Source organism: Pseudomonas sp. HD6422 (genome assembly GCF_025377065.1).
GTDB lineage: Bacteria > Pseudomonadota > Gammaproteobacteria > Pseudomonadales > Pseudomonadaceae > Aquipseudomonas > Aquipseudomonas putida_U.
This window is the reverse complement of record NZ_JAHWIW010000011.1, coordinates 86,789-109,507: the sequence shown is the minus strand read 5'-3', so window position 1 is coordinate 109,507 and position 22,719 is coordinate 86,789. Positions and strand designations below refer to the sequence as shown.

Here is a 22,719-nt window from a genome sequence, read left to right as displayed (position 1 = left end):
CCGATGAACACCGCACTCCAGAACAACCGCGAAGTGGTAACCGTCTGTCTGCAACAGCAGATCCTTGAAAGCCCGCCCGGCACCACGGCCACGCAGCCCCCACGCTGGAAGCAGGCGCTGCTGACCTACCTGGTGATCTGCCCGATGACCATGATCATCCCGCAACTGCTGGCGCCGTTGTTCGCCCGCTTTCCACAGCTCGGGGGCCTGATTGTCGGCAACCTGATCGTCAACTTGTTCGTCATCTTGCCCGTGGTCTTCTACATCATGCCCTGGGTGACCCGACGCAGCGCCAAGTGGTTGCAGGGCTAAGCTTCCTCCACCTGCACCGCACATCCATTCAATCCATGGCTGCACCGCAACCGGCATGATCCGCGGATGCAGCAGCCGCCGGCGCCACACGGAGATGACCATGACCCAGGACCCCAACGACAAGAGCCGTCGCCAGTTCCTCGCCACCAGCACCGTGCTCGGTGCCGCCGGCGCGCTCTGGTCCGCTTTGCCCTTCGCCGGCGCTGCCGGTTCCGCCCATGCATCCACCCAAGGAGGCTCCATGACCGCCGACCTCATCCTGTTCAACGGTAAACTGCACACCGTCGACCGCGAAAAGCCCACCGCCACCGCCGCTGCCATCAAGGACGGGCGTTTCATCGCCGTGGGCAACGATGCCGAGGCCATGGCCCACAAGGGTGCGGCTACGCAGATCATCGATCTCAAGCAGCGCACGGTCATTCCTGGCCTCAACGATTCGCACCTGCACTTGATCCGCGGCGGCCTCAACTACAACCTGGAGCTGCGCTGGGAAGGCGTGCCATCGGTGGCCGATGCCCTGCGCATGCTCAAGGACCAGGCGGCACGTACGCCAACCCCGCAGTGGGTCCGTGTGGTGGGTGGCTGGAACGAGTTCCAGTTCGCCGAAAAGCGCATGCCGACCCTGGAAGAAATCAACCAGGCCGCCCCCGACACCCCGGTGTTTCTGCTGCACCTGTATGACCGCGCGTTGCTCAATCGCGCCGCTCTCAAGGCCGTGGGCTATGACAAGAGCACCCCGAACCCACCGGGGGGCGAGATCCAGCGTGACAAGTTCGGCAATCCGACCGGCATGCTGATCGCCCGTCCCAACGCGATGATCCTCTACGCCACCTTGGCCAAAGGGCCGAAACTGCCGCTGGAATATCAGGTCAACTCCACCCGCCAGTTCATGCGTGAACTCAATCGTCTGGGTTTGACCAGCGCCATCGATGCTGGCGGCGGCTACCAGAACTTCCCTGACGATTACTCGGTGATCCAGGAACTGGCCGACAAGGACCAGCTGACCGTGCGCATCGCTTACAACCTGTTCACCCAGAAGCCAAAGGAAGAGCTGGACGATTTCCGCAAGTGGACCGCCAGCGTCAAGCTGCACAGCGGTACCGACTTCCTGCGCCACAATGGCGCTGGCGAGATGCTGGTGTTCTCTGCCGCTGACTTCGAAGACTTCCTCGAACCGCGTCCGGACCTGCCGCAGACCATGGAGCAGGAACTGGAGCCGGTAGTGCGCCACTTGGTCGAGCAGCGCTGGCCGTTCCGCCTGCATGCCACCTACAACGAATCGATCACGCGCATGCTCGACGTGTTCGAGAAGGTCAACCGCGACATTCCGTTCAATGGCCTGCCGTGGTTCTTCGATCACGCCGAAACCATCAGCCCAGAGAACATCGAGCGCGTACGTGCCTTGGGCGGCGGTATCGCCATCCAGGACCGTATGGCCTTCCAGGGTGAATACTTCGTCGACCGTTACGGCGCCAAGGCTGCCGAGCAAACGCCGCCGATCAAGCGCATGCTCGAGATGGGCGTACCGGTGGGCGCCGGTACCGATGCTACCCGCGTGTCGAGCTACAACCCCTGGACTTCGCTGTACTGGTTGGTCAGCGGCAAGACCGTGGGTGGCATGGAGCTGTACCCGGAAGGCTTGGACCGTGCTACCGCGCTGCAGTTGTTCACCCAGGGCAGTGCCTGGTTCTCCAGCGAGCAGGGCAAGAAAGGCCAGATCAAGGTAGGTCAGTTGGCCGACCTGGCGGCGCTGTCGCTGGACTTCTTCAGCGTCGAGGAAGAAGCGATCAAGGGCATCGAGTCGGTGCTGACCATCGTCGATGGCAAGGTGGTGTATGCAGCAGCCGAGTTCGACCGCCTCGGCCCACCCCAGGTGCCGGTGCTGCCCGAGTGGTCGCCGGTGACCAAGGTGCCAGGGCACTGGCGTGTGGGCACGCCGTCGCTGGCGGCAGTGGCGCACCAGTGCGTCGGGCCTTGCGGGGTGCATGCACACAGCCATGAGAAGGCGCGGCATTCGAGCGTGCCGGTGAACGACTTCCAGGGCTTCTGGGGCGCGTTGGGTTGTTCGTGCTTCGCCTTCTGACCTGAGCTGTCAGTCGTCTGTGCGGGTCTCTTCGCGGCGGTTCGGCGCGAAGAGGCCAGCATAGCCACCCCAAGCCTTCTGGAAACACCTCTAAAACCGGACGCCCGCCATGACCCCCACCCTACAAGGCCCAGGTCGTGCCCTGTTGGCCACCGTGGCCCTATGTCCGGTGCTTGGCCATGCACAGGATGCCGAATGGTCTCTGCTCAGCCGTAACTACTTCCTGCACAGCGACTTCCGTTCCCCGGCGGGTGCCCGGCAGAACTACCGCCAGGAATGGGCCCAGGGCTTCATCGGCGAAATCCGCTCCGGCTTCACCCAAGGCACCGTGGGCCTGGGGCTGGATGCCCATGGCTTCATCGGCATCAAGCTCGATGGTGGCCGCGGCCATGCAGGCGCTGGTCTGCTGCCGCGTGACAGCGAGGGGCGGGCCGAGTCGAATTATTCAAGTGCAGGCGCTGCGCTGAAGCTGCGCTTGGGTGAGACCCAGTTGCGCTTGGGCGAAATGACCGTGGAAACACCCGTGTTCGACACTGGTGACAAGCGCCTGCATCCCGAATACGCCACCGGCTGGCTGCTGGAGAACACCAGCCTGCCTGGCTGGCGCTTGCAGGCCGGGCGATTCACTGCCTTCAACAACCAGGACAACAGCGCCACCCACGGCGATTTCAGCGGCTACGGCGCCACCACCGAAGGTCGCGCCATGAGCCTGGTCGGAGCCACCTTCGCACCTGGGGGCCGGTTCGGCGGGGCGCTGTACGCCGGGCAGTTGCAGGACACCTGGCGCCAGGCCTATCTCAACTTGAACTGGACCCAGGGGCCCTGGCGTCTCGATGGCAACCTGTACCAGACCCGCGACACCGGCGCCGCCCGCGCTGGTGCCATCGACACCTTGGCCTACAGCGTCGCCGCCAAATACCTGGCCGGTGCTCAGGCATTTACCCTGGCCTACCAGAAGATCGAAGGCGATACGCCGTTCGACTTCGTCGGTGGCGACTCCATCTACCTGGCCAACTCCATCAAGTATGCCGACTTCAACGGCCCCGGCGAGCGCTCGTGGCAACTGCGCTATGACCTCGACTTCGCCACTCTGGGCGTGCCCGGCCTCAGTCTGATGGGGCGTTACGTCAGCGGCAGTGGCATCGACGGCACCCATGCCCCGGCCAGTGGGGCGTACGTAGGGCAGCAAGGGCAGGGTGGGCGGCATTGGGAGCGTGATATCGACCTCAAGTACGTGGTCCAGGCTGGTGCCGCCAAGGACCTCAGCCTGTCGTTCTCCCACGTCAGCCACCGTGCCAACCAGGCTCAGGCGGGTGACGATATCGACCGTATCTACCTGATCGTCGAATACCCGCTCAAGGGGCGCTTTTGAGCAGCGCCCGGGCCTGGTCAGGCCATGTCGCTGACGACGAACTCCTCGGCGAGATGGTCGATCAGCGAACGTACCGAGGGCAACAAGCCGCGGCGCGATGGGAAGATCGCATGGACGATGCCACAGCGCGGATGCCAGTCGGGCAGCAATTCGACCAACCGGCCTGCCGCCAGGTCGTCGCGTACCGCGACCCGCGGCAAGTGGGCGATGCCCAGGCCGGCGACCACGAAGTGGCGCAGCGCGAACAGATCGTCGGTCACCACGCGCGGCGTGTGCGCGATGACGATGCTGCGGCTGGTGTCCTCGCCTTGGAACAGCTCCCACTGATACTCACGCTGAGCGCCGCCCCAATGCAGGCTGGGCAGTTGGCCGAGCTGCTGCGGGTCGAAGCCCTCGGGCAACTGCTCCAGGTACTGCGGGTGGCCGACCAGGCACTGGGTACTGTTGCTCAGCACCTTCATCACCATGTCGGTGTTTTCCAAGGGTGGAAAGCGCACACGCAAGGCCACGTCGAAGCCTTCATGGAGCAAGTCGACGCGGCGGTTGGTACTTTCGATGAACAGCTCGACCTGAGGGTACTTGGCCATGTAACGCGCCAGCATGGGGCCGACCCAGGCATTGAGCAGCGTGGTCGGGCAACTGATGCGCACCAACCCACGCGGTTCGCTGCGATTGCGTTCGATGATTTCCGCGGCGCCTTCGGCTTCGACGCGCATGGCCAGGCAGCGGTTGTAGTAGGCCTGACCGATCTCGGTGAGCGAACACAGCCGACTGGTGCGGTGCAGCAAACGGACGCCGAGACGTTCCTCGAGGTCGGCGATACGCCGACTAAGCTTCGACTTGGGCATGTTCAGGGCCCGACCCGCAGGGGCGAAGCCCCCGTGTTCTACCACTTGGGTGAAGTAGTACAGGGAGTTGAGGTCTTCCAATGATCGCTCTCCGGATCGTTCACGAAATAGAACGCTAAGGACAAATTCTGCCGTCTACCGCCCAAATGTTCCAGGTTTTAATCTTCTCCCATCAACGCGAAACACCAACTTACTGAAAATCGACACCTGAGGAGCTACGACCATGAGCAACTTCAAATACAACCGCCTGAACAAAGACGACGCCGCTGTTCTGCTGGTTGACCACCAGGCTGGCCTGCTGTCGCTGGTCCGTGACATCGAGCCGGATGCATTCAAGAACAACGTGCTGGCCCTGGCCGATCTTGCCAAGTTCTTCAACCTGCCGACCATCCTCACCACCAGCTTCGAGCAAGGCCCCAACGGCCCGCTGGTGCCTGAACTGAAAGCACTGTTCCCGGATGCCCCGTACATCGCCCGCCCAGGCCAGATCAACGCCTGGGACAACGAAGACTTCGTCAAGGCGGTGAAGGCCACCGGCAAGAAGCAGCTGATCATCGCTGGTGTAGTGACCGAAGTGTGCGTGGCCTTCCCGGCCCTGGCGGCCCTGGAAGAAGAGTTCGATGTGTTCGTGGTCACCGATGCTTCCGGCACCTTCAACGAAATGACCCGCGACGCCGCGCACAACCGCATGAGCCAGGCCGGCGCGCAACTGATGACCTGGTTCGGCGTGGCCTGTGAGCTGCACCGCGACTGGCGCAACGACATCGAAGGGCTGGCAACGCTGTGCTCGAATCACATCCCGGATTACCGGAATCTGATGACCAGCTACAACGCGCTGACGGCTGGGAAGTAACACTCTGTAAAGCGATGGGCGTTTTAACTGAGCGCGAAACCAGCAGCCATTCAGCGGCGATTGCTGGTGGAGGAACCCCGTCGATGGCTGAATCATCAGCATAGGGTGAGACCTCCACACCCCGGCTTGAGGGTGTGTATACGAATATCAAGCGTGTTTTCGGGGCCACTGGTGACAGTGGCCCATTTCTTTGCTTGGCAAAAATGTGGGATTTATATGGGGTTCAGCAAGCCTTTTCCCACGAGATTTTACCCCTGGCATGGCTAATGCAGTACCTGTGGAGGATCGCCCAGCCCTTCTGGGCTGAGCTGTCACGCAGAGAACCGTGGTCACTGTGGGAGCGGCCAGTTAAATCGATGAGTCATGTTTTGTTCTATGAGGCCGGCTTGCCCGCTATGCGCCGCGCGGGCGGCGCTCTATGGCATGCGCCTGGAGGCCTCGAATAGGATTCACGTCATACATCAAACCGAGCAGGCCGGTCTGCACGCCCTGCCCAGCGAACCTGTGTCACAAACTCACATTAGGGGTTGTGACTCAATGCCATCCAACAGCACCTCGACCTATATCTGCCAATTCCACTGCGTGCGGATTGACCTGCATCGCAGCGGTCGAGAGCGTGTTGGGTGGTTGGGCGAAGCGGGGGATCTGGAACAATCTTCTTCATTTCAACACCTTCTTTGGTTAGGACTGCAACCATTCGTTTTCCAAGCGAAAGGCGGCAGTTGTACGCGGGTGGAAAACCGGGAAGAAGGTGACCCGGTAGGTCTGACGACCTCACGCGCACAACTGCCATCACGGCAGGCCTCCCAACCATCCGGGTTTCCACACCCGATCGCTGAACCAACAGCGACCGGGTCAGCCTAGAGATCAGGCTTCCCCTGGACAATCAGACGGGCGTCGACACGGTTTGTAGGGTAAATCGCGGGGCAAATCGATTCCGTAAGAAGTGGTGCGTGGTTATGTAGGATGCTGCTGAACTAGTCGCGAATTGGACCGATGCGGATGGGCCTAATTGGAAATCGGGCTGGGCGGGTAGGTGCATGACTCAGGTGATGTGGGTGGGCAGACATCGAGCGCCGCGCGGGCGGCGCTCGATCTTGAGGCCGCTAAAAATCTACCGCCATGCCCCGTCAATCCACATCCGCCTCGAACAACCGCTCCAACTCCACCCGCGCCTCCTTGGCCGTCTGCATCACCTTGGCGCGGTCATCGCGCACCTGCCCCTGGGCCGCCAGCACTTCTTCATCGTGCTGGGTGAAGCGCGCGATGCGATCAGCCGCCTGCTCATCGCTCAAGCCCAATCCAACCAAGGCACGGCGGGTCAGCTCCAGGCTGGAATAGAACGTCTCGCGAATCGGCTCGGCGCCGACGTCCACCAGTTTGTGCACATGCTGGCGGTTGCGCGCACGGGCCAGCACCTTCAGGTGTGGGTACTGGCGCTTGACCTGCCCGGCGGTGCGCGTGGTCAGCTCAGGGTCGTCGGTGGTGATGATGAAATACTCCGCTTCGCCGACCTTGGCCGCATGCAGCACCTCCGGGCGCAACGGGTCGCCGTAGAACACCGGCACCTGCTCGAACATGCGCGTCATCTCGATGTTGTCGACCGAGGTTTCCAGGGCGATGAACGGAATTTTCTGCGCCCGCAGGATCCGCGCGACGATCTGGCCCATGCGGCCCATGCCGACGATCACCACCCGCGGCGTATCGGTCTGGATCTGCTTGTACTGCTCGGGTACTTCACGCGGCGCCGGCTGCGGGCGTTTGAGGGCGCGGGCGCAACCGAGCATCAGCAACGGCGTGATGGCCATCGACAAGGTGATGGTCATCAGCAGCAGGTCATAGGTCTCGGTGTCGAACAGCCCCTGGTCCTTGCCCAGCTTGAACACCACGAAGGCAAACTCACCTCCTGCCGCCAACACCATGCCCAGGCGCAGCGCGCTGGCCTTGTTCAGGCCTCCGGCCAGGCGCCCCACCAGAATCAGCAGGGTCAGCTTGACCAGGATCAGCAGCAGCGTCAGGCCCAGCAATACCAGTGGCATTTCCAGCAGCAGACGCAGGTTGGCGCCCATGCCGACACTGATGAAGAACAACCCCAGCAGCAGCCCCTTGAATGGCTCGATCTGCGATTCGAGCTCGTGGCGGTACTCCGAATCGGCCAACAGCAAACCAGCCAGAAACGCCCCCAGCGCCATGGAAATACCAGCCTCTTCCATCAGCCAGGCCGTGCCGATCACCACCAGCAGCGCGGTGGCGGTGGACACCTCCGGCAGGCCAGTGCGGGCCACGGTGCGGAATACCGGACGCAGCAGATAACGACCGCCGACGATCACCACGGCGATGCTGGCGAAGACCTTCAGGCCATGTTGCAGGCCGTCGCCATGGCTGGTGTCCGGACCGTTCGCCGCCAACAGAGGCACCAGGGCGATCAGCGGAATCGCGGCGATGTCCTGAAACAACAGGATGGCGAAGGCCAGGCGGCCATGGGGCGCATTGAGCTGCTTGCCTTCGGCCAGGCTCTGCAAGCCCAGGGCGGTGGACGATAGCGCCAGGCCCAGGCCCAGCACGAGGGCTGCTGGTAGGGACTGGGCGAAGCCGAATAAAGCGATGGCGCCGATGACCGCACCGGTCAGCAACACCTGCGCGCTACCGACGCCGAACACCGACTTGCGCATCAGCCACAGGCGCTTGGGCGACAACTCCAGGCCGATGATGAACAGCAGCAGGACCACCCCCAGCTCGGAGATATGCGCGACGCTTTCGGTATCGCGAATCAGGCCCAGGGCCTGGGGGCCGATGGCGACGCCCGCCAACAGGTAGCCGATCACGGCACCCAACTGAAGGCGCTTGGCCAGAGGGACGGCAAGGACCGCGGCGACCAGAAAGATCACCGCGGTTTGCAGAAGGCTGCCTTCGTGTGGCATTGGCTCTTACTCCATGAGCTGCCGGGGCAGCGGTTGAAAAATGGGGAGGACCATTCTGGGGATGGCGGCAGTCTTAGACAATCTGTTGGTCGGTAGACACATTGTCCTAGCAGAGGTGACAGTCAGTGCCGACCTGCTCGCCAACGTCGATCAGCTGGTTCCACCGAATTGAGCTCGGTATTGGGCAGGCGTCATACCGATCCGCTCACAGAATACCTTGCGCATGTGCCGGTCACTGCCGAATCCACATTGCGCCGCCACCACCTTCAAGGGCAAGTCACTGCTCTCGAGTAGCTTGCGTGCCTGGTCTATGCGTGCGTTCTGCAAGTACTGCAACGGTGTGATGCCAACCTCACGTTGGAAGATCCGTGCAAAGTTGCGGCTGCTCATCGCCACCAGCCCGGCCATTTTCTGCACGGTGAAGGCCTGGTCGATGTGATCGACGATGTAGGCCTGGACCCGCGCCACCGGCGAGCCATCGCGTGGCACCGCGGCCAGCAGCGGGCCGTACGGCGTCTGGCCACCCTGGCGGTGGCGGGCGACCAGCAATACCTTGGCGACTTCCAGGGCGAGGGACTTGCCGTGATCTTCGGCAATCACCGCCAAGGCCAAGTCGATGCCTGCAGTGATGCCGCCGGAGGTGATCAGATTGCGGTCGATCACGTAGATGTGCTCGGTCTCGACCTTCGCTTGCGGAAAGCTGCTCGCCAGGCGCTGCACGTAATTCCAGTGGGTGGTGCAACGGTAACCGTCCAACAGCCCGGCCCGACCCAGCAGGAACACCCCGGTACAAATGGCTCCGAACCGTTTCGCCGAGCGCGCCGCCGGGCCGAGCCAGCTTTCCAGTGCGGGCAGGGCGACGTTATAGGCCCCTGGCCCGCCCGGTACCAGCAGCAGGTCGACAGCCGCAGGCAAGTTGTCCAGGCATTGGTCGGCCAAGACTCTCAGCCCGCATGAACTGCGGATCGCCTTGGCTTCTTCGGCGAAAGTCAGCAGCTGGTACTGCCGTTCGGGGGGCAAAAAGCGGTTGGCGATGGTGAAGGCGTCCATCGGCCCGGTCACATCCAGCAACAGCACATCGTTGAACAGCACCATGGCCACGGTGCGGTGTGCGCGACTCATATTTCTCTCGCCTTGGCGTTGGCCGTTTCAGCGGCACGAAGCGGAACACGTCGGACATCTTACGGCACAGCGCGTCGCAATTAAGAACTTTTCAGCTTTCGCTCAGGACTTCGTCACTGCCCGCGCGGCAGACTGCGGGCATTCGACAGGAGGACCGCGATGACTACAGGTATGGCCCTGGAGCGCTCGCCCGTACCTGGTGGGCTTACCTCTGTGCGACTGCGGCGGGCCAAGGCATTGATGCTTCATGGCAGCTTTTCGATCATCGAAATCGCCGCCATGTGCAACCTCACACGCAGTCATTTCTCGCGCGCGTTCAAGGTCGCGACGGGTTTGTCGCCGCAAGCGTGGCGACTATTGGCGCGCATGGAAAAGGCCAAGCGGTTGCTGACAACCGATACGCCGCTCACCGACATCGGACTCGAATGCGGGTTCTGCGACCAGGCCCACTTCACCCGGGCTTTCAGCCGACTGGTCGGCCAGCCACCCAAGGCTTGGCGTCTGGCAGCACGCGCCAGCGCTTGAGCGCTTGCGGGATCGGCGCCAGGGCTAGGTGTCGAGAACGGTCAAGATGGTTCCCGTTTCTGCCAAGCCGCCGGTGCCTGAGCCGGGTATGGAGTGTCGCTGCTTATACTGACAGGCCATGAAGCCCGCGGCAGAGCAGCCCGACGCTGCGGGGTGCCAACCTGGAAGGTGTGAGAAGCATGATCGAATCAGGCAATGTCCGGGTGTCGCTGGAGCGCCGAGAAGCCTTTCTCGATGGCCGGCCGGTGGCGTTGGGGGGAAGGGCATTCGAAGTGTTGGCGGCGTTGATTCGGGCCAACGGCCAGGTGGTCGGCAAGGAGCAGTTGTTGCGCGAAGTCTGGGCCGGCACGGTGGTGGAGGACAACAACCTGCAGGTGCAGGTGTCGTCGCTGCGCAAGGCCTTCGGTGATCGTGGTTTCATCCAGACCGTGGCGCGGCGCGGTTATCGACTGGCAGGCGCGGTATCGCTGGAGCCCCCTGGCCATGGCCTGGCAGTTGAAAGTGAGGCCAAGGTGGAAGTCACGATCAAGGTACGCGATCGGGAGCTCGTCACCACGTTGCAGGCGCGCGTGCTGCTGGAGCTGCTGGCTCACTGTCAGGTCGAGTAACCGTCGTTCAGCTCCCGGGCCGATACTGCAGGGCCTCAGCCAGATGCGCCCGGGTGATCGATTCAGTGCGCTCCAGGTCAGCAAGCGTGCGCGCTACCTTGAGTAGCCTGTGGGCAGCACGCAGGGACAGGGTCAGGCGCTCGCAGGCGTTTTCCAGCCAGGTTTGGTCCGCTTGCGTGAGTGCGCAATGCTTGCGCAGCCCGTGCAGGTCGAGAAAGGCATTGGCGCAGCCCTGGCGGCGCTGCTGCAGCTCCCGGGCCTCGGCAACACGGGCACCGACGGCGGCGCTGGTATCGCCGCTGGGATCGCTGGTCAAGGTGGTGCTTTCGCGGGCGACGGTCAGGTGCAAGTCGATGCGGTCGAGCAACGGACCAGACAGCTTGTTGCGGTAGCGCTGGATCTGTTCGGTGCTGCAGCGGCAACGCCCGGAGGGATCGCCCAGGTAGCCACAGGGGCAGGGGTTCATCGCTGCTACCAGTTGGAAGCGGGCCGGGAAGCGCACCTTGTCACGAGCCCTCGCGATAACGATCTCACCCGATTCCATGGGTTCGCGCAGCACCTCAAGCACCCGCCTCTCGAACTCGGGCAGTTCGTCGAGAAACAGTACGCCATGGTGGGCGAGGGTGATTTCGCCGGGTTGCGGTCGGCTGCTGCCGCCCACCAGTGCAGGCCCCGAAGCCGAATGATGCGGGTGACGAAACGGTCGCTGGGGCCAGCTGCGCAATGGCGCGCCACCGCACACCGAGCGGATGGCCGCTACTTCCAACGCCTCGTTCTCGTCCAGCGGCGGCAACAGCCCTGGCAACCGGCTGGCCAGCAAGGTCTTGCCGGTGCCCGGTGGTCCGGTGAACAACAGGTTATGTGCTCCAGCTGCCGCCAGCAGCAGCGCACGCTTGGCGGCTACCTGGCCCTGGACCTCGCTGAGATCGGGATAGGGCCGTTGTTGCAGCAGCAGGCCGTTGGCCGCATAAGGTGCCAACGGCACCTGGCCGTTGAGGTGGGCCACCAGTTCCAGCAAGTGGCCCACGGCGTAGACCACCAGCCCTCCGGCCAGACTCGCTTCCTCGGCGTTTTCTGTGGGCACCACCAAGGCGCGTCCGGCCTCCCGTGCTGCCAGTGCCGCCGGAAGCACGCCCTGCACGGGTCGTAACTTCCCGGACAGCGCCAGTTCACCGAGGCATTCGAGGTCGTTCAGCCCGGCCACCGGGACCTGTCCGCTGGCAGCGAGAATGCCCAGGGCAATGGCCAGGTCGTAGCGTCCGCCGTCTTTCGGCAGGTCGGCGGGGGCGAGGTTCTGGGTGATGCGCCGGGCAGGGTAGTCCAGCTTCGAGTTGACGATGGCACTGCGTACCCGGTCTTTGCTTTCTTTGACCGTGGTTTCCGGCAAGCCGACCAGGGTGAGATTGGGCAGGCCGTTGGCCAGGTGAGTTTCGACGCTGACAGCCGGCGCCTGCACGCCTACCTGGGCGCGGCTGTGGACGAGGGCGAGGGACATGGACGCTCCGTTGTCGCTGTTGGGGGACCGCTTCCTGCGGCTTGCTCCCAAGCTTAGTTGCCGGCTGCTGGAGGGCCGGCAGAAGAGTGCGTCAACGTTTTGCAGGCATACGGGGGATGCTTGTCGTAAGGTGTTTGGCGCCTGTGAGATCGAGCGCCGCACGCGTGGTTGTGGTTATTCCTCGGTGCTCGGCCGCAACCGGGCTTCCAGCTCGGCGACCTGCTTTTCCAGCGCTTCGAGGCGTGCCCGGGTACGGGCCAGTACGACCATCTGGCTGTCGAATTCTTCCCGGCTGACCAGGTCCAGCTTGCTGAAGGCCCCTTGCATCAGCACCTTGAACTGGCTCTCCAGTTCGGCGCGAGGCTGGGCGGTGTCGTTGCTGAACAGGCGCGAGGCCTGGTCGCTGAGGGCGTCGAGTAGGGCTTTTGGCGCGAGCATGTTCGGCGGTCCAGGGCAAATGAGAAATGGCCCGCAGTGTAGCACGGACGCCCTTTGGCTTCGTGGCGCCCGGGTCGGACCACCGTTGCACATTTTTCGAGCAGTGCAGCGGCTGGGTACGCACCGAAATCGTGCATCTTTTCAATGCTGGCGACTGGCCAATGCCGACAAATGCGCTCAACTAGTTGTTTTTTCGGGGCTTCACCAACCTGGCAAGGTTTCTGCAATGACCTTAGCGAGCCATGCACTGATGCAGTTCCTTGTGACCAGGCAGTGCGCACGCGGAGCCGGATGCCGACGACGCGTTACAAAGCCAACCGCTGCGCTTAGACTTGAGACGGGTTTGTTTTCCTGGGGCAAGTCCACCAAATCGGGAGAGAGTTTCATGAAGCTAGTCACAGCCATCATCAAGCCGTTCAAGCTGGACGACGTGCGCGAGTCGCTGTCGGAAATCGGCGTGCAGGGCATCACCGTTACCGAAGTCAAAGGCTTCGGCCGGCAGAAGGGCCATACCGAGCTGTATCGCGGCGCGGAATACGTGGTCGACTTCCTGCCAAAGGTCAAGATCGATGTCGCCATCGATGACAAGGACCTCGATCGGGTGATCGAAGCCATTACCAAAGCGGCCAACACCGGCAAGATCGGTGACGGCAAGATCTTCGTGGTGAATCTGGAGCAGGCGATCCGCATCCGTACCGGCGAGACCGATACCGACGCGATCTAAGCGACAACCAAAGCCTCACCAAACCCAACGCCCCAGGAGAAAACAACATGACTCTGCGTCAGATCGCAGGGCTAGGAGCCCTATTGTCCCTCGTAACGCCTGGGCTCGCCCTGGCAGAGGAAGCTGCCCCAGCGCTGAACTCCGGCGACACCGCCTGGATGCTGACTTCTACGGCGCTCGTGCTGTTCATGACCATCCCCGGTCTTGCCTTGTTCTACGGCGGCATGGTGCGTTCCAAGAACGTACTGTCGGTGATGATGCAATGCTTCGCCATTACCGGCCTGATGAGCATCCTGTGGATGGTCTACGGCTACAGCATGGCCTTCGATACCACGGGTATGGAGAAAGGCGTGCTGAACTTCAATTCCTTCGTCGGTGGCTTCTCCAAAGCCTTCCTCAGCGGTGTCACGCCTGACAGCCTGACCTCGGCCGCCGCGCTGTTCCCCGAGGCGGTGTTCATCACCTTCCAGATGACCTTCGCCATCATCACGCCGGCGCTGATCGTCGGTGCTTTCGCCGAGCGCATGAAGTTCTCCGCGATGCTGGTGTTCATGGGCATCTGGTTCACCCTGGTCTACGCGCCGATCGCACACATGGTCTGGAGCGGTGACGGTGCTCTGATGTGGGACTGGGGCGTGCTGGACTTCGCTGGCGGCACCGTGGTGCACATCAACGCCGGTATCGCGGGTCTGGTCTGCTGCCTGGTGCTGGGCAAGCGCAAGGGCTACCCGACCACCCCGATGGCGCCGCACAACCTGGGCTACACCCTGATGGGCGCCGCCATGCTGTGGGTCGGCTGGTTCGGCTTCAACGCCGGTTCCGCCGCCGCGGCCAACGGCACTGCCGGCATGGCCATGCTGGTCACCCAGATCGCCACCGCTGCCGCCGCCCTGGGTTGGATGTTCGCCGAGTGGATCGGTCACGGTAAGCCGAGCGCTCTGGGCATCGCCTCCGGTGTGGTCGCCGGCCTGGTCGCCATCACCCCGGCAGCCGGCACCGTCGGCCCGATGGGCGCGCTGGTGATTGGCCTGGTCTCGGGTGTGGTCTGCTACTTCTGCGCCACTACCCTCAAGCGCAAGCTCGGCTATGACGACTCGCTGGACGCCTTCGGCGTGCACGGCATCGGCGGCATCATCGGTGCGATCCTCACCGGCGTGTTCGCAGCCCCGGCCCTGGGTGGCTTCGGCGCAGTCACCGACATCGGTGCACAGGTCTGGATCCAGGCCAAGGGCGTGATCTTCACCGTGGTCTACACCGCCATCGCCACCTACGTGATCCTCAAGGTGCTGGACGTGGTGATGGGCCTGCGGGTCAACGAAGAAGAAGAGTCGGTCGGCCTCGACCTGGCTCAACACAACGAACGCGGCTACAACCTGTAACTGCGACGCTGGAAAAACTTGCCCGGTTCGCCGGGCATTTTTTTGCCTGAAATTCGCCTTTTGCCGACGCGCAAACGGTTGATCACATCTGTTCGTGACGTAGGTTGAAAACTTACAACTATTGGCGCGTTTATGGAGCTTTGCTTTTTCTGCAAGCGCGCTAGAATGCGCGCCGAAGGTGTTTTAGAAGCAGTCCACACGCTTCGCCAGCCTTTGCTAGGCTTGCCAATGGCGCGTGGCCAGCAAGGTATCAAGGATTTCGTCAGGCTCTGCCAGGAGCAGGGCCTGCAGGGCGGCAGCTCCCACCAGGAGCGCGGCTCAAGGGCAGTGGCCTAACCCACGGCCAGTTGAATTTTCACTGGTGGTCGCCGGTCTACGGCACCACTGGTCTATAACTAACCTGCTTTTCGCAAGTCATGAGGTAGAACATGAGCGACGACGATCTGGAAAATGATGACCTCGAAGTAGGCGACGAAGACGAGGGTGATGAAGGCCTCGAAGCCGCCGCTGACGACAGCGTCGAAGACGCCGGCGATGACGACAGCAGTCCTGCTCCGGCTGCCAAGGGCAAATCCAAGGCGGCAGTCTCGGTAGACGAGATGCCGAGCATGGAAGCCAAGCAGAAGGAGCGTGACGCCCTGGCCAAGGCCATGGAAGAGTTCCTGGCCCGTGGCGGCAAGGTTCAGGAAGTCGAGGCCAACGTGGTCGCCGACCCGCCCAAGAAACCGGACAACAAGTACGGTAGCCGCCCTATCTGAGGGGTGGCATGCAAAGAAGCCCGCCGTCGCTGCGGGCTTTTTTGTGCCTGGCGTTATCGCTGTGGGAGCGGGCTTGCCCGCGAAGCCGACACCGTGGTGGATGGCACGGGCTTCGCCCGTGTTCGCGGGGCAAGCCCGCTCCCACAGAATAAAACATAACTCATTGATTTAGCGGGGATCTGTGGGAGCGGGCTTGTCCCGCGAACACCGGCGAAGCCGGTGCCATCCACCGCGTCCCCCCATTCGCGGGACAAGTCGGGGCGCCGAACCGCCGCTCCCACAGTGGCCACAGTTCTCTGCGCGACAGCGCAGCCCAGAAGGGCTGGGTGATCTCCCACAGAGGTCGCGCCAGCTTTTAGAAATTGAGCAAGACCGTTGCTCCCACACTGTCAGCGCCAGCGCGCAATCACCTCGGGCAATTGCGACAGCCTTTGGATCTCGGCATCCGGGGCCTGCTCGCCGTTCCAGTCCTTGCCCTGGGGGTTGAACCACACTGCGCGCAGGCCAGCGCGCTGCGCCCCGGCGATGTCGTCGCCGGGGTGGTCGCCAATGTGCACGGCCGCGCTGGCCTCGGCCTCGCCGCGCTTGAGCGCTTCCATGAACGGCGCCGGGTCTGGCTTGCCGATGCCGAGGTCTTCGGCGCACAGGGCGAACTTGAAATAGTCCGCCAGTCCCAGGCGACTCACATCTGCGTTGCCATTGGTGACCACGCCCAAGGTGTAGCGATGGCGCAAGATCTCCAATACTGGCTGCACCTCAGGGAACACCTCGACCTGATGTCGGGCATGGAGAAACACTTCGAAGCCCTCGTTGGCCAGCTCCTGCGCGTGTTTCTCGCTGTAGCCGACCTCTTCCAGGGCGTGGAACAACACCCGTCGGCGCAGGGCGCTGATGCGATGCTTGAGGCCAGGCTCGTCCTGTACCAGACGCTCGCGGATGGCGAACAGGTGCTCGACCGGTACGCCGCCGAGTAGGGGGGCGTTGGCCTCGAGCCAGTCGCGCAGGACGACCTCGGCACTGGCGATGACCGGCGCGGTATCCCACAGGGTGTCGTCGAGGTCGAAGGTGATCAGCTTGATGCTCATGATTCTGTGCCTTTGCTGCGTTTGGCCCGAGGATGGGCGCTGTCGTACACCTTGGCCAGGTGCTGGAAGTCCAGGTGGGTGTAGATCTGCGTGGTGCCGATGTCGGCATGGCCGAGCATCTCCTGCACGGCGCGCAGGTCCTGGGATGATTCCAGCACATGGCTGGCGAAGGAGTGGCGAAGCATGTGCGGGTGCAGGTGTTGCCCCAGCTCCCGCTCGCCGGCGGTCTTGACCCGCAGTTGGATGGCCCGTGGGCTCATGCGCTTGCCCTGGCGGGTGATGAACACCGCGCCATCACGCGGGCTACCGATGCCGCGCAGCTTGAACCACGCCTGCAGTGCCTCGCGGGCCTTGCGTCCGACCGGCAGCACCCGAGCCTTGCCGCCTTTGCCGAGCACCTGGACCAGGCCGGCAGTGAGGTCGAGCTGCTCGATGTCGAGGTTGTTCAGCTCGGAAAGGCGCAGGCCGGAGGAATAGAACAGCTCGAGGATGGCCTGGTCGCGACGGGCGATGAAGTCGTCGTCGACGCCGCCATCGAGCAGTTGCAAGGCGCGGTCGGTGTCCAGCACCTTGGGCAGCCTGCGTTCGCCCCGTGGAGCGCTCAGGCCGGTAGCGGGGTCGTGCTGACAGAGACCTTCACGATTGAGGTAGCGGTACAGGCCGCGCACCGCCGACAGCAGGCGGGCCAGGCTGCGTGGCGATTGGCCGTGGTGATGCTGCCGGGCGACCAACTGGCGCAGTTGCTGGATTTGCAGCTCGCTCCAGCCGGCGATGCCCTGGCTGTCACAGTATTCGATGACTTTGGTCAGGTCGCGTCGGTACGCCAGCAGGGTGTGTTCGGACACCTGGCGCTCGTTGCGCAGGTGCGCGCAATAAGCGTCCAGTTGGCGCTCCATCAGCGGACCGGGCGCAGGGTCTGGGTCACCCGCGGGACGACACGCCCGAGCACTTCGGCAATGTAGCCGAGGAACAACGTACCGACGCTGCTCTTATAGTGCTGCGGGTCGCGGCTGCCGATCGCCAGCACACCGTGCAGTCCCTGGTGTTCCAGGGCGGCAACGGCGCTGGAGCCGACCTCGTGGCGCTCCTGCTCGCCGAACAGGAAGGCCAGCTCGTGCTCGCGCAGGTTGCCACTGACCGTCTTGCCGCCACCGAGCAACCCGCCGATGGCTTGTTGCGCCTCGGCGCCGCTGACCCAGCGACCCACTGGCGCCGCGTTGTCGCCAAACAGGATCAGGCTGACGAAAGGCACCTGGAACTCCTGGCGCAGGCTGTCTTCGACGGCCATCACCACTTCTTCCAAGGTAGCGGCATCGAGCAGGTCGAGGATCAGCCGGCGGGTCTTGTCGAATAGCCGGTCATTGTCCCGGGCCACGTCCATCAGCTGCGACAGACGATGGCGCATCTCGATATTTCGCTCACGCAGCAGCGTGAGCTGGCGCTCCACCAGCGACACACTGTCGCCGCGCTGGTGGGGGATGCGTTGTTCGACGAGCAGTTCGTCGTGCTCGGCGAAGAAGGTCGGGTGGGCGCGCAGGTAGGCGACCACCGCCTCGTCATCGAGGGCATCGGTCTGCGGTACAACCTTTGGCTGATCGGTCATGGCGGATACTCGCTTAGAGACGAACCTGTCCTTCGTAGACGCGCACGGCTGGGCCGGTCATCAGCACGGGCTTGCCGGGGCCGGCCCATTCGATGTTCAGGCGCCCGCCAGGCAGGTCGAGGGAAACCGGGGAATCCATCCAGCCCTGGCTGATTGCCGCCACGGCCGCGGCGCAGGCACCGGTGCCGCAAGCCTGGGTCTCGCCCGCGCCGCGCTCCCACACCCGCAGGTTGGCGCGGTGGCGGTCGATGACCTGAAGGAAACCGGCGTTAACCCGCTGTGGGAAGCGTGGGTGGTTTTCGATTTTCGGGCCGAGGGTGTGTACCGGAGCGCTGTGCACGTCATCGACGCGCAGCACCGCATGGGGGTTGCCCATGGACAAGGCGGCGATCGGGTAGACCTGGCCGTCGACCTCCAGCGGATAACTGGTGGCCTGGGCGTCGGCGACGAACGGGATGTCGGCCGGGACGAAGCGCGGCGGGCCCATGTCGACACACACCTGGCCGTCGTTCTGCACGTCCAGCTCGATGATGCCGCCCTTGGTTTCGACGCGGATACGCTTCTTTGCGGTCAGGCGCTTGTCGAGCACGAACCGGGCGAAGCAGCGTGCGCCATTGCCGCACTGTTCCACTTCGGATCCGTCAGCGTTGAAGATCCGGTAGCGGAAGTCCACTTCCGGATTGCTCGGTGCCTCGACGATCAGCAGTTGGTCGAAACCGATGCCGGTATGCCGGTCGCCCCATTGCTTGGCGTGCTTGGGCTGGATATGCGCGTGCTGGCTGACCAGGTCGAGGACCATGAAGTCGTTGCCCAGCCCATGCATCTTGGTAAAGCGCAGCAGCATGGGTTCACTCCGGCAGCAGGCTTTCGCCGGCGAACAGTTCGGCAATGGTCTCGCGGCGGCGTACTTCGAAGGCCTGGTCGCCGTCGACCAGCACCTCGGCGCAGCGGCCACGGGTGTTGTAGTTCGAGCTCATGACGAAACCATAGGCGCCAGCGGACTGCACGGCCAGCAGATCGCCTTCGGCCAGGTTCAGTTGACGGTCCTTGGCCAGGAAGTCGCCGGTCTCGCAGATCGGCCCGACCAGGTCGTAGGGACGGCCTTCACCTTCGCGCGGGGTAACGGCGCTGACGCCCATCCAGGCTTGGTACAGGGCCGGGCGGATCAGGTCGTTCATCGCCGCATCGACGATGGCGAAGTCCTTGTGTTCGGTGTGCTTGAGGTATTCCACGCGGGTCAGCAGCACGCCGCCGTTGGCCACGATGTAACGGCCTGGCTCGAACACCAGGGCCAAGTCGCGCTCGCCGACGCGCTCACGAATGGCCTGAATGTAGTCGGCCACCAGGGGCGGTTCTTCGTCGCGGTAGCGCACGCCGACTCCGCCGCCCAGGTCCAGGTGGCGCAGGTGGATGCCGCATTCGGCGAGGCGGTCGACCAGGGCCAGCAGGCGGTCGAGGGCATCGAGGAACGGCGCGACGGTGGTCAGCTGCGAACCGATGTGGCAGTCGACGCCGACCACGTCCAGGTTAGGCAGTTGCGCGGCACGCACGTAGATGGCCTCGGCGTCGGCGATGGCGATGCCGAACTTGTTTTCCTTGAGGCCGGTGGAGATGTACGGGTGGGTACCGGCATCGACGTCCGGGTTGACCCGCAGCGAGACCGGCGCGACCTTGCCCATCTCGGCAGCCACGACTTGCAGGCGCTCCAGCTCGTCGGTGGACTCGACGTTGAAGCAGTGCACGCCCACTTCCAGAGCACGGCGCATGTCTTCGCGGGTCTTGCCGACGCCGGAGAAGACCACGCGATCGGCACGCCCGCCGGCGGCCAGCACACGCTCCAGCTCACCGCCGGAGACGATGTCGAAGCCCGCCCCCAGGCGTGCCAGCAGGTTCAGCACGCCGAGGTTGGAGTTGGCCTTGACCGCGAAGCACACCAGGTGCTCGGTGCCTTGCAGGGCGTCGGTGTAGCTGCGGTACTGGGCTTCGATGTGTGCGCGCGAGTACACGTAGGTCGGGGTGCCGAAGCGTTCGGCGATGGCCGACAGGGCCACGCCTTCCGCGAACAGTTGGCCGTCGCGGTAGTTGAAAGCGTTCATCTGATTTCCTTACTGCGCTGGCGACTGCTCGGGCTCGGCATCGAGCTCAGGCTGCTGGTCTTGCGGCTCGGCCTGTTGTACAGGTTGGGCGTGCTGATGCTGGTGCGACGAATGGCTGCCTTTGCCGTCCTTGCCGTCTTCAGGCAGGTACAGCGGGCCTTTCTGGCCGCAGGCCGAGACGAGGCAGGCAACAGCGACCAGCGCCGCGAAGGAGGAAATCAGGCGCTTCATTGGTGAAATCCTTTGAAATAAGCAGTATTGCGCCCGAGTATACCGAGCGGCCGGCGGATTGCCTACGCAAGAGCCGGTCCGTCGGGCGGGGTAGCCGGGAGCGCAAGTTGCAAGCTACAAGCGGCAAGCAAAAGCTGAGCGGTGTACGCTGGGCTTTTTCTAGCCGCTTGTAGCTCGCGGCTTGCGGCGGGTGCCTTGCGCCCGTATCTTGCCCGGCTTGCCAGTCACGCAGTCAATATCGAGGTTCTTGCAATGAGTTTGAGCGAAGCGCGTTTTCATGACTTGGTCGACGCTACCCAGCAGGCACTGGAAGACCTGTTCGACGAAAGCGACCTGGACCTGGATATGGAGAACTCCGCCGGTGTCCTGACCGTCAAGTTCGATAACGGTGCTCAGCTGATCTTCAGCCGCCAGGAACCCCTGCGTCAGCTGTGGTTGGCCGACCGCTCCGGTGGCTTCCACTTCGATTACGACGAAGAAAGCGGCAAGTGGGTCTGCGAGAAAAGCGAGGAACTGCTCGGCGAGATGCTCGAGCGGATCGTCTGGGAGCGGGCCGGCGAGAAGCTGGACTTCGACGAGATCTGACATGAGCACCCAGGCGCGGCCACCCAAGCCGCTTTACAGCAACGTCAGCCCGGCAGTGCCGTCGCCGTGCATCAGTGTCTGCCGGCTGGACGAGCAGCGGGTCTGCACCGGTTGCCACCGCCACGTCGAGCACATTCGCGAGTGGCGCTCGGCGGACGACCAGCGCCGCCGGCAGATCTGCGCCGAGGCTCGGGCATTGCGCGACAAGGCATCTGGTTGACGGCACAGGCTTGAGTATTTGCCTGGCTGTGTTAGTGTCGGGTTATGCGTCGGTGACGCCAAAAGCATTCACAAACCCCGCCCTTGGGCGGGGTTTTGCTTTATCTGCCCATAGAAAACCTTTCGAAGGAGCCTGACAGGATCATGAGCACCAAGCCTTCCCTCATCCTCACCCGCTTGGACGTGCAGCGTCTGGAGCGCCTGATCGACAGTCTCGACGAATCGACGCCGGGCGTGCTCGCCTTGCAGGAGGAGCTGGACCGCGCCGAGCAGGTGGTCGGCCATGAGGAAGTACCGGCGGGTGTGGTGACCATGAACTCCCGGGTGCACTGCCGCGAAGAAGCCAGTGGCAAGGACTACCACCTGACCCTGGTGTATCCGAAGGATGCCGGCGGCGACGGCAAGGTCTCGATCCTGGCGCCGATCGGCTGCGCGCTGCTGGGCCTGTCGGTGGGCGAGCAGATCGACTGGCCGGCGCCTGGGGGCAAGACCTTGAAGCTGAAGTTGCTCGAGGTGGAGTACCAGCCAGAAGCGGCGGGCGATTTCGATCTCTGACCGCCCGCACGGTGCTCAAGGAATGCTCAGCGACCTGACGTGGCAGGCGTGGATGCAATTGTCGACGATCCGGCTGCGCAGCGACCAGTCGGTATTGATGATGTGAAAGCCCTGGATGTAGCTCTGCAGATCCACTGATGCGAACCACTCATCGATCTTGTCGGAGAAATCGTCCGGGGTGAAGACGATCCTGTTGTACTTGGCGCACTGGATGGACCGCAGGACGTAGTCTGGTTTGTAGCTGCCGGCCAGCGTGTCCATGAAGGCCTTCAGCGCCTCGGTGGACGGCGTGTCCTCTCCGATCCAGTTTTGTCTCACCCCATCCCAGTGTTGGCCCCGCGCTGCGTTGTTGTACGCCACCACCACGGTTTTGCCGGGGTGGTCATGCCACAGTTGGTCCAAGGTCAGGCGGCGCAGCGCCCAGGGGATGATGCGCTGCCCCAGATGCCTTTCCACCAACTCGAGCAACCAGTGATGTTCCTGGTGGCTGAAATTGTCGAATTGATGGAAGTCGAGAATGACGATTTCCCGCGCATGGTCAGGTTCGTCATAGAAGCGCTGCAGCTCCAGTAGCACGTCACCCAGGACGGTGCGGCCGGATGTGCTCATGTGGTAGAGCTTGTATCTGTAGGGCGAGGCGGGTGGGTATTCGCGGTTGGCCCGCACGCGCAGATCGAGCACGCGGATGCCACCGCGGATCTGCTCGATGCAGGAGACGTCCTGGGTGACTTCCTGCGGCGGGACGATATTGTCTGCCTGTTTATCCATGCCGGAGTCGTGGCTGCCCGGAAGGACCAACTGATCGATGCGTAGGCGACCCAGTGCAGGCAGGGCGCCCATCCAGTTCTGCTTGTTCATGATGCGCTCCAAGGGTGGGTGGAGTGCAGAGCATGTTCGCGCGTCGACC

At 63.3% G+C, this 22,719-nt stretch carries 23 protein-coding genes and 1 pseudogene; 12 read left to right on the top strand and 12 right to left on the bottom strand.

Features of this window, described 5'->3' with window-relative positions; genetic code table 11:
• The first annotated feature begins 3 nt into the window (after positions 1 to 3).
• From KY379_RS10435 to KY379_RS10425, 3 genes are all read left to right on the top strand, one after another.
• Positions 4 to 312, top strand: coding sequence for a hypothetical protein (locus KY379_RS10435; protein ID WP_133325389.1), 309 nt, complete (start codon positions 4 to 6; stop codon positions 310 to 312).
• A 241-nt stretch (positions 313 to 553) separates the two neighbouring features.
• The gene (locus tag KY379_RS10430; RefSeq protein ID WP_165976037.1) at positions 554 to 2,395 is read left to right on the top strand and encodes an amidohydrolase; all 1,842 of its coding nucleotides are present in this window, start codon (positions 554 to 556) and stop codon (positions 2,393 to 2,395) included.
• Between the two features lie 109 nt (positions 2,396 to 2,504).
• The gene (locus tag KY379_RS10425; RefSeq protein WP_261239231.1) at positions 2,505 to 3,767 is read left to right on the top strand and encodes an OprD family porin; all 1,263 of its coding nucleotides are present in this window, start codon (positions 2,505 to 2,507) and stop codon (positions 3,765 to 3,767) included.
• Positions 3,768 to 3,784: 17 nt separating this feature from the next.
• Here KY379_RS10425 and KY379_RS10420 read toward each other — a convergent pair whose 3' ends face one another.
• Complete coding sequence (locus KY379_RS10420; protein WP_133325383.1) at positions 3,785 to 4,696, bottom strand: LysR substrate-binding domain-containing protein; 912 nt, start codon at positions 4,694 to 4,696, stop codon at positions 3,785 to 3,787.
• 142 nt (positions 4,697 to 4,838) lie between these two features.
• Here KY379_RS10420 and ycaC point away from each other — a divergent pair, with 142 nt between their 5' ends.
• The gene (gene ycaC, locus KY379_RS10415; RefSeq protein WP_133325381.1) at positions 4,839 to 5,468 is read left to right on the top strand and encodes an isochorismate family cysteine hydrolase YcaC; all 630 of its coding nucleotides are present in this window, start codon (positions 4,839 to 4,841) and stop codon (positions 5,466 to 5,468) included.
• A 1,130-nt stretch (positions 5,469 to 6,598) separates the two neighbouring features.
• Here the strand turns inward: ycaC and KY379_RS10410 are convergent.
• Positions 6,599 to 8,389, bottom strand: a complete 1,791-nt coding sequence (locus KY379_RS10410; protein ID WP_196171293.1) for a monovalent cation:proton antiporter-2 (CPA2) family protein — start codon at positions 8,387 to 8,389, stop codon at positions 6,599 to 6,601.
• Between the two features lie 150 nt (positions 8,390 to 8,539).
• Complete coding sequence (locus KY379_RS10405; RefSeq protein WP_133325377.1) at positions 8,540 to 9,511, bottom strand: GlxA family transcriptional regulator; 972 nt, start codon at positions 9,509 to 9,511, stop codon at positions 8,540 to 8,542.
• 159 nt (positions 9,512 to 9,670) lie between these two features.
• On the opposite strand from KY379_RS10405, the gene KY379_RS10400 reads away from it, so the two are divergent.
• The gene (locus KY379_RS10400) at positions 9,671 to 10,036 is read left to right on the top strand and encodes a helix-turn-helix domain-containing protein (protein ID WP_133325375.1); all 366 of its coding nucleotides are present in this window, start codon (positions 9,671 to 9,673) and stop codon (positions 10,034 to 10,036) included.
• A 179-nt stretch (positions 10,037 to 10,215) separates the two neighbouring features.
• Positions 10,216 to 10,584 (top strand): annotated as a pseudogene (locus tag KY379_RS10395) (transcriptional regulator); the annotation flags it as partial.
• A 67-nt stretch (positions 10,585 to 10,651) separates the two neighbouring features.
• On the opposite strand, the gene KY379_RS10390 reads toward KY379_RS10395, so the two are convergent.
• Both KY379_RS10390 and KY379_RS10385 read right to left on the bottom strand, forming a co-directional pair.
• On the bottom strand, positions 10,652 to 12,139 hold the full coding sequence (locus KY379_RS10390; protein ID WP_133325371.1) for a YifB family Mg chelatase-like AAA ATPase: 1,488 nt from the start codon (positions 12,137 to 12,139) through the stop codon (positions 10,652 to 10,654).
• Between the two features lie 174 nt (positions 12,140 to 12,313).
• Positions 12,314 to 12,577, bottom strand: a complete 264-nt coding sequence (locus KY379_RS10385; RefSeq protein ID WP_133325363.1) for an accessory factor UbiK family protein — start codon at positions 12,575 to 12,577, stop codon at positions 12,314 to 12,316.
• 385 nt (positions 12,578 to 12,962) lie between these two features.
• Between KY379_RS10385 and glnK the strand changes: the two genes are divergently transcribed.
• From glnK to sutA, 3 genes are all read left to right on the top strand, one after another.
• The gene (gene glnK / locus KY379_RS10380) at positions 12,963 to 13,301 is read left to right on the top strand and encodes a P-II family nitrogen regulator (protein WP_002555808.1); all 339 of its coding nucleotides are present in this window, start codon (positions 12,963 to 12,965) and stop codon (positions 13,299 to 13,301) included.
• A 47-nt stretch (positions 13,302 to 13,348) separates the two neighbouring features.
• Positions 13,349 to 14,680 (top strand): ammonium transporter, encoded by a 1,332-nt coding sequence (locus tag KY379_RS10375; RefSeq protein ID WP_261239224.1) that lies wholly within the window; start codon positions 13,349 to 13,351, stop codon positions 14,678 to 14,680.
• Between the two features lie 428 nt (positions 14,681 to 15,108).
• The gene (gene sutA / locus KY379_RS10370) at positions 15,109 to 15,438 is read left to right on the top strand and encodes a transcriptional regulator SutA (RefSeq protein ID WP_133325359.1); all 330 of its coding nucleotides are present in this window, start codon (positions 15,109 to 15,111) and stop codon (positions 15,436 to 15,438) included.
• 389 nt (positions 15,439 to 15,827) lie between these two features.
• On the opposite strand, the gene KY379_RS10365 is transcribed toward sutA, so the two are convergent.
• Genes KY379_RS10365 through lptM form a run of 6 tightly spaced genes read right to left on the bottom strand, consistent with a single transcriptional unit; the run spans position 15,828 to position 20,453 of the window.
• Entirely contained in the window at positions 15,828 to 16,523 is a 696-nt protein-coding gene (locus KY379_RS10365) for an HAD family hydrolase (protein ID WP_133325357.1), read from the bottom strand.
• Positions 16,520 to 17,419, bottom strand: a complete 900-nt coding sequence (xerC, locus tag KY379_RS10360) for a tyrosine recombinase XerC (RefSeq protein ID WP_133325355.1) — start codon at positions 17,417 to 17,419, stop codon at positions 16,520 to 16,522. Before xerC ends, KY379_RS10365 begins: the two co-directional genes overlap by 4 nt.
• Positions 17,419 to 18,126 (bottom strand): DUF484 family protein, encoded by a 708-nt coding sequence (locus KY379_RS10355; protein ID WP_133325353.1) that lies wholly within the window; start codon positions 18,124 to 18,126, stop codon positions 17,419 to 17,421. The genes xerC and KY379_RS10355 overlap by 1 nt, the downstream gene beginning before the upstream one ends.
• Positions 18,127 to 18,139: 13 nt before the next feature.
• The gene (gene dapF / locus KY379_RS10350; protein WP_133325350.1) at positions 18,140 to 18,970 is read right to left on the bottom strand and encodes a diaminopimelate epimerase; all 831 of its coding nucleotides are present in this window, start codon (positions 18,968 to 18,970) and stop codon (positions 18,140 to 18,142) included.
• A 4-nt stretch (positions 18,971 to 18,974) separates the two neighbouring features.
• Positions 18,975 to 20,222: a diaminopimelate decarboxylase gene (gene lysA / locus KY379_RS10345; RefSeq protein ID WP_133325348.1), complete on the bottom strand. Its 1,248-nt coding sequence runs from the start codon at positions 20,220 to 20,222 to the stop codon at positions 18,975 to 18,977.
• A gap of 9 nt (positions 20,223 to 20,231) precedes the next feature.
• Positions 20,232 to 20,453 carry an LPS translocon maturation chaperone LptM gene (gene lptM, locus KY379_RS10340; protein WP_133325346.1) on the bottom strand — a complete coding sequence of 74 codons (222 nt, stop codon included), beginning with the start codon at positions 20,451 to 20,453 and terminating at the stop codon, positions 20,232 to 20,234.
• A gap of 252 nt (positions 20,454 to 20,705) precedes the next feature.
• Between lptM and cyaY the strand changes: the two genes are divergently transcribed.
• From cyaY to rnk, 3 genes are all read left to right on the top strand, one after another.
• Positions 20,706 to 21,038, top strand: a complete 333-nt coding sequence (gene cyaY, locus KY379_RS10335) for an iron donor protein CyaY (protein WP_133325343.1) — start codon at positions 20,706 to 20,708, stop codon at positions 21,036 to 21,038.
• 1 nt (position 21,039) lies between these two features.
• Complete coding sequence (locus KY379_RS10330) at positions 21,040 to 21,258, top strand: DUF1289 domain-containing protein (RefSeq protein WP_133325341.1); 219 nt, start codon at positions 21,040 to 21,042, stop codon at positions 21,256 to 21,258.
• A gap of 143 nt (positions 21,259 to 21,401) precedes the next feature.
• Positions 21,402 to 21,812, top strand: coding sequence for a nucleoside diphosphate kinase regulator (rnk, locus tag KY379_RS10325; RefSeq protein ID WP_133325339.1), 411 nt, complete (start codon positions 21,402 to 21,404; stop codon positions 21,810 to 21,812).
• A 15-nt stretch (positions 21,813 to 21,827) separates the two neighbouring features.
• Here rnk and KY379_RS10320 read toward each other — a convergent pair whose 3' ends face one another.
• A complete protein-coding gene (locus KY379_RS10320) occupies positions 21,828 to 22,670 on the bottom strand; it encodes a hypothetical protein (protein WP_261239212.1) in 843 nt (280 codons plus the stop codon).
• Positions 22,671 to 22,719 lie beyond the last annotated feature (49 nt).

Coding starts and splice junctions, on each gene's coding strand:
- KY379_RS10435 (WP_133325389.1), top strand. CDS start 4: ATGAACACCGCACTCCAGAACAACCGCGAAGTGGTAACCGTCTGTCTG.
- KY379_RS10430 (WP_165976037.1), top strand. CDS start 554: ATGACCGCCGACCTCATCCTGTTCAACGGTAAACTGCACACCGTCGAC.
- KY379_RS10425 (WP_261239231.1), top strand. CDS start 2,505: ATGACCCCCACCCTACAAGGCCCAGGTCGTGCCCTGTTGGCCACCGTG.
- ycaC (WP_133325381.1), top strand. CDS start 4,839: ATGAGCAACTTCAAATACAACCGCCTGAACAAAGACGACGCCGCTGTT.
- KY379_RS10410 (WP_196171293.1), bottom strand. CDS start 8,389: ATGCCACACGAAGGCAGCCTTCTGCAAACCGCGGTGATCTTTCTGGTC.
- KY379_RS10405 (WP_133325377.1), bottom strand. CDS start 9,511: ATGAGTCGCGCACACCGCACCGTGGCCATGGTGCTGTTCAACGATGTG.
- KY379_RS10400 (WP_133325375.1), top strand. CDS start 9,671: ATGACTACAGGTATGGCCCTGGAGCGCTCGCCCGTACCTGGTGGGCTT.
- KY379_RS10390 (WP_133325371.1), bottom strand. CDS start 12,139: ATGTCCCTCGCCCTCGTCCACAGCCGCGCCCAGGTAGGCGTGCAGGCG.
- KY379_RS10385 (WP_133325363.1), bottom strand. CDS start 12,577: ATGCTCGCGCCAAAAGCCCTACTCGACGCCCTCAGCGACCAGGCCTCG.
- glnK (WP_002555808.1), top strand. CDS start 12,963: ATGAAGCTAGTCACAGCCATCATCAAGCCGTTCAAGCTGGACGACGTG.
- KY379_RS10375 (WP_261239224.1), top strand. CDS start 13,349: ATGACTCTGCGTCAGATCGCAGGGCTAGGAGCCCTATTGTCCCTCGTA.
- sutA (WP_133325359.1), top strand. CDS start 15,109: ATGAGCGACGACGATCTGGAAAATGATGACCTCGAAGTAGGCGACGAA.
- KY379_RS10365 (WP_133325357.1), bottom strand. CDS start 16,523: ATGAGCATCAAGCTGATCACCTTCGACCTCGACGACACCCTGTGGGAT.
- xerC (WP_133325355.1), bottom strand. CDS start 17,419: ATGGAGCGCCAACTGGACGCTTATTGCGCGCACCTGCGCAACGAGCGC.
- KY379_RS10355 (WP_133325353.1), bottom strand. CDS start 18,126: ATGACCGATCAGCCAAAGGTTGTACCGCAGACCGATGCCCTCGATGAC.
- dapF (WP_133325350.1), bottom strand. CDS start 18,970: ATGCTGCTGCGCTTTACCAAGATGCATGGGCTGGGCAACGACTTCATG.
- lysA (WP_133325348.1), bottom strand. CDS start 20,222: ATGAACGCTTTCAACTACCGCGACGGCCAACTGTTCGCGGAAGGCGTG.
- lptM (WP_133325346.1), bottom strand. CDS start 20,453: ATGAAGCGCCTGATTTCCTCCTTCGCGGCGCTGGTCGCTGTTGCCTGC.
- cyaY (WP_133325343.1), top strand. CDS start 20,706: ATGAGTTTGAGCGAAGCGCGTTTTCATGACTTGGTCGACGCTACCCAG.
- KY379_RS10330 (WP_133325341.1), top strand. CDS start 21,040: ATGAGCACCCAGGCGCGGCCACCCAAGCCGCTTTACAGCAACGTCAGC.
- rnk (WP_133325339.1), top strand. CDS start 21,402: ATGAGCACCAAGCCTTCCCTCATCCTCACCCGCTTGGACGTGCAGCGT.
- KY379_RS10320 (WP_261239212.1), bottom strand. CDS start 22,670: ATGAACAAGCAGAACTGGATGGGCGCCCTGCCTGCACTGGGTCGCCTA.